Raw genomic sequence first — 17,502 nt, forward strand, 5'->3', positions numbered from 1 at the left:
GATGATCCAGGACAGCCCAGATTTTCGCCGCGTTTCGGCACGTAAAACGTCATATCACGGCAAAATCTGGGATGTGGTGAGCGATAGCATCGAATTGAGCCCCTGGGCGACTCCGTTTACCAGGGACTACATTGAGCATCCGGGGGCGGTTGCGGTGGTGGTGCTCGATGAGGCTGGTCGAGTGCTCTTGATCCATCAATACCGGCACCCGGTGCGCTCGTCATTATGGGAAATTCCTGCTGGCCTACTAGATATTCAGGGTGAAGATTTCCAAGCAGCTGCTGCTCGAGAACTTGCCGAAGAGGCCGATCTTGAGGCTTCTGATTGGCGAGTTTTGGTTGATGTTTTCAATTCCGCTGGATCGTCTTCAGAAGCGGTGCGAATTTATCTGGCCCAAGGCATTTCCGCTGTTGCTGATACCGAGCGACACACTCGGACTGAAGAAGAGGCCGAAATCCAGTTTCGCTGGGTGCCGCTAGCTGAGGCAAAGCAGGCGGCACTAGCTGGCAGAATGCATAATTCCACCGCCGTTATTGGCGTCTTGGCTGCTACAGCCGCTATTTACTCGCCCGATGGGCTAGCCGGTCTGCGGCCAGGAAATGCGCCGTGGCCAGAACACCCCTCGCAACATCCAGCACTGTGACAGAAACGCCCATTCCGTCCGCGTTGACGCGGGCACTGCGCGAATATCTGCAGCATCTGGCGGTCGAGCGGGGCTTGGCAGCCAATACTCTTGCCGCGTATCGCCGTGATTTGACTAGATATACGAACTTTTTGGCCAGCCAAGGCGTGCGGACGCCGGAACAAATTAGCCGGAAGAACGTCACCGATTTCGCCCAAGCATTGAGCACCGGTTCAGACGGAGCTACCGCTTTGGGCGTCCGTTCCGCAGCACGATGCATCGTTGCGCTGCGCGGAATGCACAAGTTCTGGGCGCTTGAAGCCACCACGACGGCTGACCCTGCCAGCGAGGTGCACCCACCGATGGCTGGCCGACGGCTGCCAAAAGCAATCAGCGTCGCAGAGGTAACCAAAATCTTGGAAGCTAGCGGGAGCGACACTGCAACCGGGCTACGTGATCGAGCGCTCCTAGAGTTTCTCTACTCGACTGGAGCGCGGATCTCTGAAGCGATCGGGCTGGACGTTGACGACGTCGTGGGCGCTAACAGTGTTGGCAACGATCAATCTGGTCCTGCCGTCGTTCGGCTCTTTGGCAAAGGCTCTAAAGAACGAATTGTCCCGTTAGGCTCCTATGGCGCGCGCGCCATCGAGGCATACCTAGTGCGCGGCCGACCATTGCTATCTGCAACCGGTAAGGCGACGCCAGCACTTTTCCTCAACGTGCGCGGCGGTCGGTTGAGCAGACAAAGCGCTTGGGCAATTCTCAAAACGGCTGCGGAAAAAGCCGAGATCAGCAAAGTGGTTTCGCCGCACACGTTGCGGCATTCCTTTGCCACCCATCTGCTTGAGGGTGGTGCCGATGTCCGAGTAGTCCAAGAACTGTTGGGTCACGCGTCGGTGACGACGACTCAGGTTTACACCTTGGTTACCGCTGATACTTTGCGCGAGGTCTATGCCTCTGCGCACCCGCGGGCGCTGGGCTAGGACGGTCAGTGGATCCAAAATGATGCATAAGTTCCAGTCAATTCATCCTGCAGCCTGAGTCCAGGCCCGCTCGGATGTCGTAGAATTAAGCCGTAGTACTTTGATGTCAGAACAGTCGTTCTCCGCGGCGGAAAGATTATGAATCCGTGAATTTCGTTCAATTGACCGAGCATGAATTCGAAGCTTTCGAAGCGAATCACCGCCAAGGCAACTTCTTGCAGTCCGTAGTGATGGGCAAACGGCGGCAAAGCACCGGCTGGCAAATGCACCTGGTCGGACTAAAAAACGACGACGGCGCAGTGGTTGCCGCTGCACTACTTAGCTCACGCAAAGTCTTCCTGGGCTACTCAGATTTTGATTGCGCACAGGGCCCAGTGCTGGATTATGACGATGCCGAGGTGCTTGCGGCCTTTTTGACCGGGCTGAAAGGCTATTTGCACGAACACCGTGCACTACGCACCACGCTCAATCCCACGGTCCTGCTGACACACCGCGACCTTGACGCGGAACTTATTGACGACGGCTACTCGGGTTGGAAATATGTTGAGCAATTCGAAGCCAACTGGTTTAGCCATCAAGACAATGCCGAGGTAGATCGGGATCCGCACCTGTTCCGTTGGTTCTTTAGTAAAGACCTCAGTGGCATCACTAATGCGGATGAGCTGACCGCGAGCTTTGACTCCCGTGCCCAACGTTCCTTGCAGACCTCGATCAAGTCCGGCGTCGAAGTCTCAGTACTGGGCAGGGAGCAACTGGACGAGTTCCACGATGTGCTTAAGCACACCGCGGAGCGCCGGGGATTCGAGTATCGCGATAAGTCTTACCATCACTCGCTCGCCGAATTCTTGAGCCCGGACGAATTGAAGTTTTGCGCCGCCAGGCTCAATACCCAGGTCTATGGGGAGTTCTTGCAGCAGAGCTTGGATAAACAGCAGACTGAAGTCCGCAAGGCTGAGGACGCGCTCGCGAAGAATCCAGAAAATGTCAAAGCGCAGAATCGGCTGCGTGCCGCTCAAGAAGCAGTGGCTTCCGGCGATGTGAAGCTAAAACAGCTTGATGAGCTGAAAGCCAATGGCGCCAACCCGATCCTCGCTGTTGGCCTTTTTATTAGCCATGCTAATGAGATGGTCTTCCTCGCGGGCGGATCTTATGACGATTACGCGAGTTTCCGAGCACCGTTTAGCTTGCATTGGTTCGCCATGCAGCAGGCAATGCAAGCGGGCATCACACGGTACAACTTCTACGGCACCAATGGTGAGTTCAGCGGCAACCCAGAGCAACACGGTGTGTACTTGTTCAAACGGGGATTCGGCGGCGTGAGCGAAGAACGTATTGGTTACTTCAGCTTGGTCTCCACGCCTTGGGTAGAGAAGCTTCGTGAACTGGCCGGTGGGGCAAAAAGCTTTTCGCGTAAAATCTTGCGCCGTGGCTAGGAACTCAAGATGACGCCTGCTCCGGTGACGCTGCTTTTCTTGCTCCGAACACAAGAATCTGGTGCCCAAGAAGTTTTGCTTGGTCTCAAAAAGACCGGTTTTGGCACCGGAAAAATCGTGGGCATTGGCGGCCATGTTGAGCCGGGGGAGAGCGCCATTGAAGCGGCTGTTCGCGAAATCGCGGAAGAGACCTCAATTGATGTTTTACCGGCGGACCTAGCGTATCGAGGCTCAGTTGCTTTCCGATTTCCGGCGCATGCTGACTGGGATATGGACGCGGAGGTTTTTATCGCGCTTGACTGGACCGGTGAGGCGAGGGAGTCTGAGGAAATTGCTCCGCAGTGGTACGCCGTCGACGCTTTACCAGCGGCGCAAATGTGGGAAGACGCAGGGCATTGGCTACCAGGCCTACTGAGCGGACCTGTGCAACACTTCGCGGTTCAGCTGGCCGCAGACAATCAAGCTGTTGAACGAGTCACCTCGACTCCGGGCTAGGCAACGTCGAATTTCTGCTGGTTACAGCAACTCTGGGCAAATCACCACGTTCGGCCGATTCAAAAGCTGCCGCGATTTCGGCAAGTGGCCACGGGGCTGAGATCAACTCAGCAAAGGGCTTATCGGTAGTGCTGAGGAACTCAACAGCTTCCTGCAGGTGCTGCGGGCGATAATGATGTACGCTGCGGATGGTTAGCAAGTTTCGAACCATGAACTCGGGGTCCAGTGCAATCTCTGCCCCGGGGGCTACCGTGCCAACCAAGACCAAAGTACCGCCAACCTCGAGCGCCGCAATGGCCGCCGGAATGGTTGACCGATATCCAGACAGTTCTAGGGCCAGGTCGAATTGGGTGCTGCCTGTGCTGCCTGTGCTGCCCGCTAAGGCCTGCTGGGCGCCGAAACGTAGCGCTTGCTGACGGCGTTGCGCTCGCGGCTCCCAGACCGTCACGTTGAAACCTCTGGAAGCCAGCACTGCCGTGGCGTAAAGCCCAAGCATTCCGGCACCAATAACAAGCGCAGCGCTGCTGCCCGGGTCATCTGGCATTGCGCCGTCAATTTCCGCCATCACGGTGCCACCCGCGCAACTGGCAGTCGCGGCGACTGTTGCGGAAACCTCATCAGGAACCAACACGATCGCTGTGCCCGAACGCAACTGAATATGGCTGGCAAACCCGCCGGATAAAGGCCAATCGCACCAATCGGCATGACCATACTTGGCTAGATTCAGGTACTTTTGTGGCAAGCTCCGGAGGCAGCGCAGGCATTGGCCGCAGGAGTCGGTGACCGACCAGGTCACGCGGTCGCCCAAACGCAACTTTTCGCCCGACGTCGTTCGCGGCGGCTGTCCTGGCCCTAGAGCTTGAACGCGGCCGCAGTATTCGTGGCCGAGGACACTCGGTGCTGGCGCGCTTCGGTGACCGTTCACAGTGTGTAAATCGGAACCGCAAATACATGCCGCCTCGATGGCGATGAGAACCTGGCCCGGCATGAGGTCTGGGAACGGAATTTTGCGGAGCTCAAAGCCTTTTCCCGCTCCGAGCCAGAGCGCTACCTGCGCCAGATTTTCCATGCCAAAAACCTATCTTGCTGAGCTTAACTCCTGGCAAACGTGCCCGATCACTGGGAATAAATGCCGTAGTCTGGGGACTGGCTGAACGCCGAATAGGGACATTGAATGCGAATGATGAAGCGGATGGCCGTGGTCCTTGGACTGGTTTTTGCTTTCGCAATGATGGCGGCTCCAGGGGCTTTGGCTGTTCCGAATTCCTCGGTTGTCGTGGAAGATACCGCCGGTGTGCTTAACCGTGCGCAATTAGACCACGGTCTTTCTTCGATCGGCTTTTATACGTCCGCTAAAGTGGCGATTTACACTCGGCAAGGTGCTGCCGCGGATGACTTGACCGAGGAAACACTGAGTTTCGCGCGCCAAAAACATCCAGAATGGTTGAGCGCAGACGGTCAAAAATGGGCAAGCGGGCTGTTTATTTTCACTTTGGATCCGGGCGGTCGCCAGGTGGGCACCTTTTTTGGCGACGATGTGAAGATTTCCGCTGATCAGCAAAAACATATTCAAGCTTCGACTAAAAAACTGCTACGAGACGCCCAATGGACCGACGGCACAATTCAAGGTGTTAAGTCTGCTGCTTCCTTTATCGCGAGGCCCTGGTATCGGGCGCCGCGTCTGTATTGGGGAGCAGGGATTGTGGTAGTGCTGGCCGCTGTTGGCTTGGGCGTAGCTGCCGGCGTGCGGAATCGGAATCGCCGCAACTTTGCCTTTGCGATGGCCAACGGCGATAAGTCCTATACCTCGGTCAGCCTGGACGTAGCGGCAACTGAACTCAATGCGAGCGCTATTCCGGAAGCTTCTAGTTACGGGCTGAAGATCCTGGCGCAATGGCGCTCCTTCAAGAGTCAGTTTCGTAATGCTACTGAGTCGAAAAGCCGTCTTGAACTGCTCACCGCGAAGCAGCGATCCAAAGCGGTCAATGTGCGAATGGCCCGGGAGTATGAGCGAGCGATTTTTGAGCTAGATGGTTTGGACGCCGCTATTGCTGATGCAAATGCTCTGCTCAATCTTTCAGCTAACTGGCGGCAAGCTTGGCAGCAGCAATCAGAAATGTTGGGCCGTGAACTAGACGGTGTTTCCAAAATGCTGGCGGAAAGCAGGACAGCCGGTAGTTCCGCGACTGCGGTGGCTCTGAGTACGCAGGCTTCAGAGTTTCGGTTGAAACTGGTTCAGTGGGGCGACGGTTTGGCGGATCTATCGTTGAGTCCAGATCAAGCATTAGATCGGCTCAAACTGGGACGTGAGACCATGGCGGCACTGTTAGACAATCATGTCGAGGCTGTGGTGCGGCTAAACACTAAATCGCTCAAGGACGCTGAGCTCATGCGCGGGAAGATTGAAGTTAGCCGGCGAAATGCTGCGGTGGCTCGCCGTCGTTCGGGGAGCATCATTGATGTGAGCTACCCAAATCTGCCGTACTTTTCAATCCTGGCCTTATAGCACGGGTTTCAACTCGGGGCAGAGCGCAGTTCTCAACAAATGATGGTTGGGAGCATGACGTACTGGATAGGGGACTAACGGTGCGGGCTTTTCTGGTCCTGGGCGTTTCATAAGTTTTTAGTCGCAGTTGGAAGTAGATAAGGAAGCGCGAATGCGGATTGTGAAACGCTTGATGGTCGTGATCGGAATGGCTTTTGCACTGATAATGACAGCCGCGCCCATAGCTAATGCGGTACCGGCCACAGAACTGGTCGTGGCGGATACTGCGGGAGTGATTTATCTGCCTCAGTTACAACAAGAGATCAGCAAAGTCGATTTTATCGTGCCGGTAAAGGTTGCGATTTATACCCGCCGCGGCGACAAAAACGACAATCTCAATGAGAAGACTTTGCAGTACGCGCGGGTGGAGCACCCAGAGTGAATCTCTGCCGACGGGCAAAAATGGGCTGATGGCCTCTTTGTCTTTGTCCTTGATCCAGATGCTCGGAAAATCGGCACATATTTTGGCGAAAACGTTAAGATTTCGACCAGTCAACAAGGGCAACTTCAAGATTCGATCAAGAGTTTACTTCGGGACGCGCAATGGACCGATGGTGCAATTTTGGCGGTCAAAAACGCCGCAACGTTGATCGCGAAACCTGCGCCAGTAAATCCGCAGCCCACTCCTGCTCCGGTCCCGTTACCGGGCGATAAGGGTAGCGCAGCTCCGGCCGCGGCCGCCTCGCCGGGGGCTGTTGTTGGCGGCGCAGTGGGTCTCGGTGCGATTGGCGCGGCAATATTTTATGGCAGACGGGCGAGCGGGCGAAAGAAGTATGGCGCTGAAATGACGCAAGCCAACGCTGCCTACACCTCGGTGACGATGGATCTACAAGTGACTGAGCTCAATGCCAAAACCATTCCGAGTTCGTCGAGATATGGCGGAAAAGTGCTGCATTACTGGGATGAGTTCGCAGCTCGGTACCGCGCCCTCACCGAGAAGAAAGCAACTCTCGATGCACTGAGTAAGGCTCAGCAAGCCAAGAAAACTAGTATTGATTTAGCCCGGCAGTTCCGGGCCGAGGCAACTGACTTAGACAGCGTAGACGACTTGATTGCCGACACTAATGCCTTACTCACGATGAATTCGGGTTGGTCAGAAGCTTGGCACAGACAGTCAGGGCTGTTGCTAGCGGAGCTACAAGGCATCCCTGAAATGTTAGCGCGCCCGGTCACAGTAGGTTCGCCGGAAACTGCTGCGGTTTTGCGAACCGTCGTCACTGAGATTCCTCAGGCAATAGAACAGTGGGGCGCCTCGTTGGCAGGTCGCAGCGTGACGCCCGAACAGGCGCTGGATGGTTTGAAGATATTGCGTGACCGGTTATCCTCGGCGCTCACTGCACACATTGAAGCGGTAACGGCGGCGATCGCCCGGACAACGCGCGAGGCCGAGCTCATGAAAGAGCGAATGTCTGCAGTTCAGCGCGAACAGGCGAATTTTCGGAGGACTTCTCGGAGCATTGTCGACGCCGCCTACCCCGCGGCGCAATTGGCCACGATAGTCGGGTTCAATCAAGCATTCCAGGCTGCGCAAAATGAGTTGGCAAAGAACCTGGCCGCTGCGACAGCGGCTGCGCAGCCGACTACCGGTTATGGCAGCAGCGGCGGAAGTTTCTCCGGATCTGGAAGTTCATCAACCTTTTAGATCGGTACTTGTCAGCAAAACGACAAACGCTGCACCACTTTTGGTTGCTATGGACGCCCCATAGCAACCAAAAGTGGTGCAGCGTTTGTCGTGGGTGGCTTAGAGGTGACGTTCGTCGACGCCGTTGTATGCGCTCAAGGGGCGGATCAATGAGTTCGACGCCGCCTGCTCCATGATGTGCGCGGTCCAACCGGTGATTCGGCTTGCCACAAACAGCGGAGTGAAGGTCGGGGTATCGAAGCCCATCAAGTGATACGTCGGGCCGGCCGGATAATCCAGGTTTGGTTTGATGTTCTTCGCCTCACCCATGGCGGATTCCAACGCAGAATACAGATCCAGCATGTCTTCACGCTGATAGTGCGCAGACATCTTCTCGAGCGCAGCCTTCATGGTGGGCACCCTGGAATCACCGTTCTTGTAAACCCGGTGGCCAAAGCCCATGATCTTTTTCTTTTGCGCCAACGCATCAGTCAACCAAGTCTTCGCATCCACACCGGTGGACTGAATCTCCTCGAAGGTATGCATCACAGCCTCATTGGCCCCGCCGTGCAGCGGGCCTTTCAACGCGCCGATCGCTCCGGTCACTGCGGAGTGCAAGTCAGCGAGCGTCGAGGTAATTACGCGGGTGGTAAAGGTTGACGCGTTGAAGGAGTGCTCCGCGTACAGAATCATCGAAACGTTAAACGCTTCAACCACTTCAGGTGCAGTTTCTTCACCGAAAGTCATCCACAAAAAGTTTGCCGAGTAGCCCAAGTCTTCCCGGGGTTCGACCGGGTCCAAACCGTGCCGACGTCGTTGGTCGTAAGCGACTACAGCGGGCATTGCCGCGAACAATTCTTTGGCCTTTTGCAGATTCGCCTCGGGAGAGGAGTCTTCTGCCAGCGCATGGTTAGCGCCGATAACGGAGGTAGCCGTTCGGCAAACATCCATCGGATGGCAGCTGGTTGGCAGCAAATCGATTGCGGCTTTGACGTTGCCGTCGAGCGCACGATTTGCTCGTTCCAGAGCTTCGAAAGTAGTCAGCTCTGCTTCGGAGGGCAGCTCGCCATTCCAGAGCAGCAAAGCTACCTCTTCGAAGCTCTTCTTTGCCGAGAGTTCTTGCACGGGGTATCCGCGGTAGAGCAGCGAATTGCTCCCCGGATTGACCTTGGAGACTGCCGTGTAATCGACAACGACGCCGGCCAAACCTTTCTGGATGTCCTGAGTTTCATCAGCCATTGCTGTCGCTCTCCTTTGAGGTTGATTCAGCTTGCGAGCTGAATTGCTGCGGCACTGAGAAATTGAATACCGCAGAATCGAAATGGTTGTATCCCTCGTAGTCTACGAGTTCGTATAAGCGTGCGCGGGTCTGTATCCGTTCCACCGCGGCCTGTTGAGTGCCGTCCGCACGAATCGCGTCAAGCGTACGCTCGGCCTCACCCATTGCGCTGCGCAATAAGGTGACCGGGTAAATCACCATATTGATGCCCACGCTGGCAAGCTGTTCTGCGGTGAAAAGTTCGCTCTTACCAAACTCGGTCATATTCGCCAGAATCGGCACGTCCACCGCTTTGCGGATCGCTTCGAAATCCGCCAGCGTGTGCATTGCTTCCGGGAAAATGGCGTCCGCACCGGCGTCGACCAGTGCCTTGGCCCGGTTTACCGCAGCCGGGGTTCCTTCCACTGCCGCTACATCAGTGCGGGCCATGATGAGGAAATTGTCGTCGCGTCGTGCGTCTGCGGCAGCCCGAATGCGTTTGAGCGCGGTTTCCAGATCGACAACCGCCTTGCCGTCGAGGTGGCCACATCGCTTCGGATTGATCTGGTCCTCAATGTGTAATCCGGCTAGCCCAGCATCTTCAAACTCTTGGACGCTGCGGGCAACGTTCATCGGCTCTCCGAAACCGGTATCTGCGTCGATAATCGCCGGAAGATCAGTCATTCGAGCGATTTGCCGGGCTCGGGTAGCCACTTCGGTTAGCGTGGTCAGCCCGATGTCTGGTAAACCCAAATCTGCCGAGAGTACCGCACCAGAGATGTAGACGCCGTCGAAATCTTTGTCTTGGATGAGCTTGGCCGAGAGCGGGTTGAACGCACCAGGAAACTGTTGCAATTTCCCGGAATTTAGTTTGTTGCGCAGGTCAATCCGCTTCTGCGCGGCAGTGGTCTTGGCGTACAGCATTTAGAACAGTCCCTTCGTTGCGTAGATGCTCACGAAGCCGTCTTTGGCCTGGATGGTGAGCTGATCCAGTTCGCCTTCCTGAAGTTCAGGCAAACGCTCGACGGCGGCCAAGAACCGGTCCAGCTCGGCCGGCTCGATGGCTTGGGCAGCCAGCGTGCGCAATTTATTGATGTAGTTTTCCCGAGCAAACGGCCGGGCTCCGAGCGGGTGCGCATCGGCGACGGCGATTTCGTCGATAATCTTGCTGCCGTCTGTCAGCTCGATCTCAACGCGACCGCCGAAGGCCTTTTCTGCTGGGTCCAAGGAGTGGTAGCGGCGTGTCCACTCGGCGTCTTCTGCCGTGGTGATCTTGTTCCACAACTCAACGGTATCGGCACGCTGAGCGCGTTCTGGCGTGTAGGAATCGACGTGGTGCCAGGAGCCGTCCTGCAAGGCAACCGCGAAGATGTAGGGAATCGAGTGATCCAAGGTCTCGCGGGAGGCCGTGGGATCGTACTTTTGCGGATCGTTGGCGCCAGAGCCAATGACGTAGTGCGTGTGATGGCTCGTGTGCAGTACCGTAGATTTGACGTTTGCCGGGTCGATTAACTCGGGGTGCTCGTTGTGGAGTTTGCGCGCCAGGTCGATCCAAGCTTGGGCTTGGTATTCGGCGGAGTGTTCCTTGGTGTAAGTGTCCAAAATGGCGCGCTTGGCCTCACCAGCTTCAGGCAACGGCACTTCGTAGGAAGCATCCGGTCCATCGAGTAGCCAGGCGATAACGCCGTCTTCACCTTCGTAAATTGGCTCTGGGGAAGTTTGGCCGCGCAGCGTGCGGTCAACAGCTTCGATCGCCATCTTGCCAGCGAATGCTGGTGCGTAGGCTTTCCAGGTGGAGATCTGGCCTTTGCGGGACTGCCGGGTAGCCGTGGTGGTATGCAGCGCCTGGCCGACCGCTTGGAAAATTGTTTCTGCGTCGAGACCGAGCAAAGCGCCAATGCCGGCAACTGCCGAGGGGCCGAGGTGCGCTACGTGATCGATTTTGTGCTTGTGCAAGCTGATCGCTTTGACTAGGTCTACCTGGATTTCGTAACCGGTGGCTATGCCGCGAATCAGGTCTTTGCCGCTCTTGCCAGTGTGCTGGGCCACGGCCAAGATCGGCGGAATGTTATCGCCAGGGTGCGAGTACTCCGCAGCCAGAAAAGTGTCGTGGTAATCGAGTTCGCGCACGGCCACACCATTGGCGAAGGTAGCCCATTCAGGGCTCGACTTCGCCGCGATGCCGAAGAGGCCAGCGCCATTACCGTTCTTGGATGGTTCATGGCTGAGCGCTTGGTCGCGGGCTGCCACGATGGGTGCGCGATTGAGCGAGGCGATGGCTACCGAAGCATTGTCGATAATCCGGTTGATGATCATCTCGGTTACTTCGGCATTCACCTCAACCGGGTCCACGGCAACCTGGGCGATTTTGTGCGCGAGTTGATCTTCGCGGGAAAGGTTTTCTTCACTCTTATAAACGCGGACGTGCTGATTTTTCACTGGGATGTGCCTCTCGAATTGTTCGGCTTGCTCTGGAGAATATGTTGAAGGGAATTGTTCAGATGGACGGTGGTTGCGGCTGCGGCTAAACCAGGATTCCGTAGCGAAATGGCGGCACAAATTGCCGCGTGCTCGGCCGCGGTGGCTTGTAACCGCTCCGGGTGTTCTTGTGCCATTCGCCGCGCCCGAGCTAAGAGTGGGCGTAGGTTTTTCAAGGCGTTGACCAGAAATGGATTACCGCAGTGTGTGTCGAGAGCGGTGTCCAAATCGGCGGAAAGTTGATAATAGTCGTCGGTGAAGCCGCTCTGAGCTAGGCCGCTTCTCGCTGCATCGAAACGTTGGCGTAGCACCTTGAAGGAATCATCGTCGGTACGTTCGGCGGCCAGACTTGCCGCTTTAGTTTCCAATGTTTCACGGAGTTCATATAGCTCACGAACCGTTGCCAGTGAGACGTCGGTGACGACGACGCCGCGGCCGCCTTTCGCCGTCGTCAATCCTTCTGCGGTGAGGCGGGACAATGCTTCGCGGATCGGGGTCCGGCTGACGCCAAGGCGCTCGGAAAGCTCGACTTCGGCCAGAACTGTGCCCGGTGTGAGTCGCCATTGCACAATGTCGCTGTGCAACGTCTGGTAAGCTTTCTCGCTGGCGCGCATAGCTACAGTGTATACATAAATTCGTAATATCGGCAGATACTGGCAGCTTTGACTATCTTGTGTATACATTCTGCCAAAAACGCGCTTGGCGGCGTTGCGCGTGTTTTGTCCCCGCCTAGGGCGCTACTCGGGGATATAAACACTTTTGTCCCCGCCAGCAGCTCTGCGCGGGGACATAAGTTGAGAAGAACCATGGCTATGCCAGGACTGCTAGCGCGTCAATTTCAACCAACATGACCTCGTGCGGCAATTCCACGAACACCGTGGTTCGGCTGGGTAGTGCTCCAGAGGGGACGTTTTCGCTGATGAATTCGCCGTAAACCTCGTTCATCGCGGCAAAATCATCTCGAGTGGTCAGATAAACCCGGAACATTAACACGTCCTCAACAGATGCGCCGCCGGCTTCGAGGATCGCTTTGACGTTCTCGAGCGTCCGGCGGGTTTGAGTTCGGACGTCGCCAGCGCCAATGTACTGATTGGTGACTGGATCCATGGGTCCCTGGCCGGAGACCTGAAACATGCCGCCTTTTATTAGCCCTTGTGAAAAAACATGCGCTGGCGCGGGTGCGTTGTCTGTTCGGACTACGGTCTTGGTGCTCATGGAGCAGTTCCTTTCGGTAGGTAGCCGAGTTCGCGGGAAATCGCTTCGGCAGTGGTAGCCAAACCCGGGAGTAGGTCAAGTAACCCGGCGGCGTCGAGGAGCATTGTTGGCACCGAGGTAGAAGCGGCAGCAACGACGGCGCCGCTCGCATCTCGAATTGGAACCGCGATGCGGTGCACCAGCGGTTCATGCTCGCAATTATCCTGGGCCCAACCTTGTTGCCGCACGGTGCTCAGTTCGGCCAACAGAGCCCGTGGGCTCATGATCGTGTTCTCGGTGGCTTTGACATAGTCGATGCTGGTGGCAATCGCTTCGCGGCGCTCGGTGGGCAGGTCGGCCAGTAATACCTTGGCGACGGCGGCCGAGTGCAGGGACGCGGTAAGCCCGATTCGTGAGTACATTCGAACCGGGTGTCTCGACTCAAACTTGTCAATGTAGACCACGTCTCGGCCTTCGAACGCGGCCAAATGCACTGTGTGCCCAGTGATTTCGTTGAGCGCGGCGAGGTGCGGCCGGGAAAAGCGCGCACGTCGCGTTCTTCAAGTGCCCGGGAGGAGAGCTCGAACAACTTAGCGCCCAGTCGGTAACGCTGCTGACCATCTCGAAAAACAAAGCGTTGAGCTTCTAAATCGTGGAGCAACCGCATAATGGTGGTTTTGTGCACCGCGGCTCGGGAAGCGAGCTCGTCCAAGGTGGCGGGCTGGCCGGCCAGTTGCGCCAGCAAATCTAGTCCGCGTTGCAGGCTTTGACTCATTGCTGCCCCGACTTAACTAGCCGCTCTGCCACGGGGGAGGTGATACCGTCTGGATGCACCAAGGTGGCGGTCCAGTCCTCTTCGCTTTCGCTGCAGGCAAGTAAGGCAGATAGTAGCGGTTCGCTCGGTAACGGGCCGCGGTCACCTGGCACGGTGAGCGTGCAGGCTGCCGCGAGGTGCCCGCGGCGTAGTCGGCTGCGCTCGTCAAGGCCGTTCATCAGGCCGCTCAAATATCCGGCCGCAGACGAATCGCCAGCTCCAACCAGTTCCAGTAGCTCTACTCTGAGTGCGGAAACTTCGTATCGGGTGCTGCCGTCGGCGGTTCGATGTAGCGAAACTGCGGATTCCGCACCCTTTTTGATGACTAAAGTTCTGGGCTTTGGTAGCAGCTGACGAAGTTCAGATTCGAGGCCCGTGCCGAAGGCGAGCTGAGCTTCGTCTTCGCCAAGCAGCACGACGTCGGCCAGGTTGGCGAGATCGCGCAGCACACTGGGGTCCTGGTCTCGCCAAAGTTGCGCATGCCAATTCAGATCGAAACTGACGATTCGACCGTTGCGCGGCGCACTGAGCAAGCTTGCACAGAGTTCGCGGCAACTGCTCGACAAAGCGGGCGTAATGCCGCTGAGATGAATCAAGTCTGCACCTGCGAGCAGTTCTGCAACCGCAGGTTCCGCTAGTAGCTCAGCAGACATCGCTGCTGCTGCTGAGCCGCGGCGGTGATAAAGCACTGGTGTGGCATGCGGCCCGGCAGCTTCGCCTTTGAAATACAGGCCGGTGGGGCGGTGCGGATCAATCTGCACGGACGCAATATTGACCTGATGGTCGGCTAGTGTGTCCAGGATTTTGTGACCAAAGCCGTCGTCGCCCACTCGGCTGACCCAGGCGGTCTCCATGCCGAGCGCAGCCAGTCCCATCGCAACGTTCGATTCGGCACCGCCCACGCCGCAACGGAAATTGTTGGCTGTTTTCACTGGAATGGCCGGATCCGGGCTCAGAACTGCCATAGTTTCGCCCAGGCAAACGGCTGCTCGCATCAACGATTCCTCCAGGTCTGGTCATCTTCGGTACCGCAATCGGCGCAGCCTTGACGGCCAATGTGAGCCATGTCTCACACTTTTTTGCAACAAGCCTTGCAAAAAACGCAATTCCTTGAGGAACGTGATGAATTTTCCAGCCAATGATGCCATTGAGCGTCTGAGCGAACGGGTTCTGGAATGGCGTTTTAAGGCCAGCCCAGTAGCTGCCGAGGGCCAGCAGATTCGGCAGTTTCTCGCGCGCAGTCCCAGGTTGGCTGAATTTTCCACGCCGTTGCTGACCCTGGACGGAGCTGCGTTGGACGCCAATTTAGAACGGATGGCGCAATGGTGCCAAGAGCACAGCGTTGCATTGGCTCCGCATGGAAAAACCACGATGGCACCACAATTGTGGAAGCGACAGCTTGACCGCGGCGCTTGGGGAATGTCGTTAGCCAACCTTGCTCAGCTGCGCGTAGCGAAAGAATTCGGCTTCCGTCAGCTGATGTTGGCTAACGTGCTCGCCGATCCGGAAGCGATTCGCTGGGTTGCCAACGAGGTGTCCGACGGCACTCGAATTCTCTCGTGGGTTGACAGTATTCAGACCGTGCGTCGAATTGACTCGGTACTTTCTGGGACTGAGACCCTCCTTGAGGTTTTGGTAGAACTGGGTGCGCCCGGTGGCCGGACAGGTGCGCGCGGAATCGAATCAACATTCGAGATGGCGCAAGCCGTGCAGAATTCGCGCCATCTCAGGCTTGTTGGTGTGGCCGGATATGAAGGCTCACTTGCGCATGATGCCTCTGCGTCAGGGCTTAGGGTAGTCCGCGCGTATCTAGCGGATCTGAAAATTTTGCACGAGCGTCTGCTCGCAGCGAAGCTTTACGCGCCGGATACCCGAGTGATCCTCAGCGCTGGCGGTAGCGCCTATTTTGATTTGGTAGTCGAGGTTTTAGGCAACAAGCAGCTTGCCGAAGTCGAGCTGATTTTGCGCAGTGGCGCCTACTTAGTGCACGACGACGGCTTTTATCGTGCGATTTCACCGTTCTCGCGTGCCGCCGATGGTCAGGCGTTGCTTGCCGGCATGCACGGCTGGGCGCGGGTAGCTTCACAACCCGAGCCGAGGCTGGCGATTCTTGACGCCGGAAAACGCGACTTACCGTTTGACGAAGGACTTCCGCAACCGCTGGGTATTGCGGAGGAGCTAGGCCAGGAGGTTCGCCCACTTGTGGCCGCTTCGATCAGTGCGGTGAACGATCAACACAGTTATTTGCGCTACAACCCGGAACTTGCCGAGATTCGTATTGGTCAAGTGATCAAACTTGGCCTCTCGCACCCCTGCACAGCCTTTGATAAATGGACGCTTATCCCGGTACTTGACGAAGGCATTGTCGTTGACCTTGTGCACACCTTTTTCTAGGAGCGTCCCGTTGACTGAAAGCTCAATCCCTAGCCCAGAACGCCTGCTTTTCCAAGGCGTTTCAGTTATTGACGGCACTGGAGCGCCGCGCAGGACCGCAGACGTTTTGATTGAAGACGGCGTGATCCGGCAGATTGCCCAACCCGGCAGTTTGCGCGGTGCAACGGTGATCAAAGCTGACGGGCTGGCCCTCGCCCCGGGATTCATCGACATGCACGCCCATTCTGATTTGCACCTGCTGACCGAACCCGGGCACTACGCCAAGCTCAGCCAAGGGGTGACCACAGAGCTTTTGGGCCAAGACGGGCTTTCCTACGCACCAGTGGACGATGCCAGCCTGGCTGGCATTCGGCAAAAAATTGCTGGTTGGAACGGTAATCCGGCGAGCTTTGACTTCAGCTGGCGAAGCGTGGGCGAATACTTGGATCGGCTGGACGAGGCCCAAATTGCCACCAATGCTGCCTACCTAGTCCCGCAGGGCAGTGTGCGAGCCATGGTGCTGGGCTTTGCTGAGGCCAAACCCAATGTGGAACAACTCGAACAAATGTGTGAGCTTGTCCGAGAAGGAATGCGGCAAGGTGCACTAGGAATGTCGTCAGGGCTGACCTATACCCCGGGATGTATGCGGGTAAACAGGAACTGGCTGCGCTTTGCCGGGTTGTGGCGGAACTAGGCGGCTTTTACGCTCCACATCATCGCTCCTACGGCAAGGGCGCTTTGGAAGCATATGGTGAAATGATCGGTCTCAGCCAGCAAACTGGCTGTGCCTTGCACTTGGCACACGCGACGATGAATTTTCCCGAAAATATAGGCCGGGCTGCCGAGCTACTGGCGCTTATCGATGCTGCGCTCAACGAAGGCGTCGATGTGACCCTGGACAGCTATCCGTATCTGCCCGGCGCCACAACGCTTTCGGCAATTCTGCCCAGTTGGGCAACCTCTGGCGGTACTGCAGAAACGCTCCAACGACTCATCGATCCGGTCAGTAGCGCCCAGATCAGGGAAGCGGTCGAAATCTACGGCTCGGATGGTTGCCATGGTGTGGTCACAGATTGGCAAAGCATCGAAATCAGTGGGGTAGAAAATCCGGAGTTACGCCAGTACGCAGGTAGCAGCATCGCGCAAATAGCGCACGAGCGCGAAGTAGACGCTTTTGAGGTTTTCGTGGACATCTTGCAACGCGATCAATTGGCCACTGGCATCTTGCAACATGTGGGCGATGAAGCCAACGTTCGTAGCATCATGCAACACCGGGCGCATACCGGTGGCAGCGACGGGATTCTCAACGGCAACAAACCACGCCCGCGCGCTTGGGGAACCTTCCCGCGGTATTTTGGTCATTACAGCCGGGACCTGGGCATCATGAATCTAGAAGAAACTGTGCACCATCTCAGCGGTCGGCCCGCAAGGCGGCTCAGGCTGGATCGACGAGGCCTAGTCAAAGAAGGCTATGCGGCCGATCTAGTGCTTTTTGATTCGGCGGCGATTGCCGATCGGGCGACGTTTGCTCAACCCCGGCAGCCCGCGGTCGGAATCCACGCCGTGTACGTCAACGGCCGTGCCGCGATCTCAGCAGGAAGCCCTACCGGAATCAGGGCTGGCCGGACGCTGCGCAGACAAGGAGACGGCCGCACTGCGGCAACGTCGTGAAATCAACTGCCAGCC

14 protein-coding genes and 3 pseudogenes are annotated in these 17,502 nt (G+C 56.9%); 8 read left to right on the forward strand and 9 right to left on the reverse strand.

Features of this window, described 5'->3' with window-relative positions; genetic code table 11:
- The first annotated feature begins 1 nt into the window (after position 1).
- The 4 genes from RSAL33209_RS03495 (at position 2) to RSAL33209_RS03510 (ending at position 3,533) form a co-directional block, all read left to right on the forward strand.
- The gene (locus RSAL33209_RS03495) at positions 2–643 is read left to right on the forward strand and encodes an NUDIX domain-containing protein (RefSeq protein WP_012244257.1); all 642 of its coding nucleotides are present in this window, start codon (positions 2–4) and stop codon (positions 641–643) included.
- Positions 640–1,605, forward strand: coding sequence for a site-specific tyrosine recombinase XerD (gene xerD / locus RSAL33209_RS03500; RefSeq protein ID WP_041684385.1), 966 nt, complete (start codon positions 640–642; stop codon positions 1,603–1,605). Before RSAL33209_RS03495 ends, xerD begins: the two co-directional genes overlap by 4 nt.
- Before the next feature lie 146 nt (positions 1,606–1,751).
- Entirely contained in the window at positions 1,752–3,038 is a 1,287-nt protein-coding gene (locus RSAL33209_RS03505) for a peptidoglycan bridge formation glycyltransferase FemA/FemB family protein (protein WP_012244259.1), read from the forward strand.
- A 9-nt stretch (positions 3,039–3,047) separates the two neighbouring features.
- Positions 3,048–3,533 (forward strand): 8-oxo-dGTP diphosphatase, encoded by a 486-nt coding sequence (locus RSAL33209_RS03510; RefSeq protein ID WP_012244260.1) that lies wholly within the window; start codon positions 3,048–3,050, stop codon positions 3,531–3,533.
- Here the strand turns inward: RSAL33209_RS03510 and RSAL33209_RS03515 are convergent.
- Complete coding sequence (locus RSAL33209_RS03515; RefSeq protein ID WP_012244261.1) at positions 3,514–4,602, reverse strand: zinc-binding dehydrogenase; 1,089 nt, start codon at positions 4,600–4,602, stop codon at positions 3,514–3,516. The genes RSAL33209_RS03510 and RSAL33209_RS03515 overlap by 20 nt on opposite strands.
- A 105-nt stretch (positions 4,603–4,707) precedes the next feature.
- Between RSAL33209_RS03515 and RSAL33209_RS03520 the strand changes: the two genes are divergently transcribed.
- Both RSAL33209_RS03520 and RSAL33209_RS18005 read left to right on the forward strand, forming a co-directional pair.
- Positions 4,708–6,039 (forward strand): DUF5129 domain-containing protein, encoded by a 1,332-nt coding sequence (locus RSAL33209_RS03520; RefSeq protein ID WP_012244262.1) that lies wholly within the window; start codon positions 4,708–4,710, stop codon positions 6,037–6,039.
- A gap of 205 nt (positions 6,040–6,244) precedes the next feature.
- Positions 6,245–7,720 (forward strand): annotated as a pseudogene (locus RSAL33209_RS18005) (DUF5129 domain-containing protein).
- A gap of 99 nt (positions 7,721–7,819) precedes the next feature.
- Here RSAL33209_RS18005 and RSAL33209_RS03530 read toward each other — a convergent pair.
- From RSAL33209_RS03530 to RSAL33209_RS03565, 8 genes and pseudogenes are all read right to left on the reverse strand, one after another.
- Positions 7,820–8,938: a bifunctional 2-methylcitrate synthase/citrate synthase gene (locus tag RSAL33209_RS03530; protein ID WP_012244265.1), complete on the reverse strand. Its 1,119-nt coding sequence runs from the start codon at positions 8,936–8,938 to the stop codon at positions 7,820–7,822.
- Positions 8,931–9,881 carry a methylisocitrate lyase gene (gene prpB, locus RSAL33209_RS03535; protein WP_012244266.1) on the reverse strand — a complete coding sequence of 317 codons (951 nt, stop codon included), beginning with the start codon at positions 9,879–9,881 and terminating at the stop codon, positions 8,931–8,933. Before prpB ends, RSAL33209_RS03530 begins: the two co-directional genes overlap by 8 nt.
- A complete protein-coding gene (locus tag RSAL33209_RS03540) occupies positions 9,882–11,396 on the reverse strand; it encodes an MmgE/PrpD family protein (protein ID WP_012244267.1) in 1,515 nt (504 codons plus the stop codon).
- Complete coding sequence (locus RSAL33209_RS03545; protein ID WP_041684387.1) at positions 11,393–12,049, reverse strand: GntR family transcriptional regulator; 657 nt, start codon at positions 12,047–12,049, stop codon at positions 11,393–11,395. The genes RSAL33209_RS03540 and RSAL33209_RS03545 overlap by 4 nt, the downstream gene beginning before the upstream one ends.
- A gap of 196 nt (positions 12,050–12,245) precedes the next feature.
- Entirely contained in the window at positions 12,246–12,650 is a 405-nt protein-coding gene (locus RSAL33209_RS03555) for a RidA family protein (protein ID WP_012244269.1), read from the reverse strand.
- The gene (locus RSAL33209_RS18510; protein WP_012244270.1) at positions 12,647–13,123 is read right to left on the reverse strand and encodes an IclR family transcriptional regulator domain-containing protein; all 477 of its coding nucleotides are present in this window, start codon (positions 13,121–13,123) and stop codon (positions 12,647–12,649) included. Before RSAL33209_RS18510 ends, RSAL33209_RS03555 begins: the two co-directional genes overlap by 4 nt.
- A 185-nt stretch (positions 13,124–13,308) precedes the next feature.
- Positions 13,309–13,404 (reverse strand): annotated as a pseudogene (locus tag RSAL33209_RS18515) (IclR family transcriptional regulator); the annotation flags it as partial.
- Positions 13,401–14,438 carry a sugar kinase gene (locus tag RSAL33209_RS03565; protein ID WP_041684391.1) on the reverse strand — a complete coding sequence of 346 codons (1,038 nt, stop codon included), beginning with the start codon at positions 14,436–14,438 and terminating at the stop codon, positions 13,401–13,403. The gene RSAL33209_RS03565 and the pseudogene RSAL33209_RS18515, both read right to left, overlap by 4 nt.
- 127 nt (positions 14,439–14,565) lie before the next feature.
- Between RSAL33209_RS03565 and RSAL33209_RS03570 the strand changes: the two genes are divergently transcribed.
- Positions 14,566–15,837: an amino acid deaminase gene (locus tag RSAL33209_RS03570; protein WP_041684393.1), complete on the forward strand. Its 1,272-nt coding sequence runs from the start codon at positions 14,566–14,568 to the stop codon at positions 15,835–15,837.
- Positions 15,838–16,048: 211 nt separating this feature from the next.
- Positions 16,049–17,487: pseudogene (locus RSAL33209_RS03575) on the forward strand (N-acyl-D-amino-acid deacylase family protein).
- Positions 17,488–17,502: the final 15 nt, after the last annotated feature.

Source organism: Renibacterium salmoninarum ATCC 33209 (genome assembly GCF_000018885.1).
GTDB lineage: Bacteria > Actinomycetota > Actinomycetes > Actinomycetales > Micrococcaceae > Renibacterium > Renibacterium salmoninarum.

Coding starts and splice junctions, on each gene's coding strand:
- RSAL33209_RS03520 (WP_012244262.1), top strand. CDS start 4,708: ATGCGAATGATGAAGCGGATGGCCGTGGTCCTTGGACTGGTTTTTGCT.
- RSAL33209_RS03555 (WP_012244269.1), bottom strand. CDS start 12,650: ATGAGCACCAAGACCGTAGTCCGAACAGACAACGCACCCGCGCCAGCG.
- RSAL33209_RS03565 (WP_041684391.1), bottom strand. CDS start 14,438: ATGCGAGCAGCCGTTTGCCTGGGCGAAACTATGGCAGTTCTGAGCCCG.
- RSAL33209_RS03530 (WP_012244265.1), bottom strand. CDS start 8,938: ATGGCTGATGAAACTCAGGACATCCAGAAAGGTTTGGCCGGCGTCGTT.
- RSAL33209_RS03495 (WP_012244257.1), top strand. CDS start 2: ATGATCCAGGACAGCCCAGATTTTCGCCGCGTTTCGGCACGTAAAACG.
- RSAL33209_RS03570 (WP_041684393.1), top strand. CDS start 14,566: ATGAATTTTCCAGCCAATGATGCCATTGAGCGTCTGAGCGAACGGGTT.
- RSAL33209_RS03515 (WP_012244261.1), bottom strand. CDS start 4,602: ATGGAAAATCTGGCGCAGGTAGCGCTCTGGCTCGGAGCGGGAAAAGGC.
- RSAL33209_RS03545 (WP_041684387.1), bottom strand. CDS start 12,049: ATGCGCGCCAGCGAGAAAGCTTACCAGACGTTGCACAGCGACATTGTG.
- prpB (WP_012244266.1), bottom strand. CDS start 9,881: ATGCTGTACGCCAAGACCACTGCCGCGCAGAAGCGGATTGACCTGCGC.
- RSAL33209_RS03510 (WP_012244260.1), top strand. CDS start 3,048: ATGACGCCTGCTCCGGTGACGCTGCTTTTCTTGCTCCGAACACAAGAA.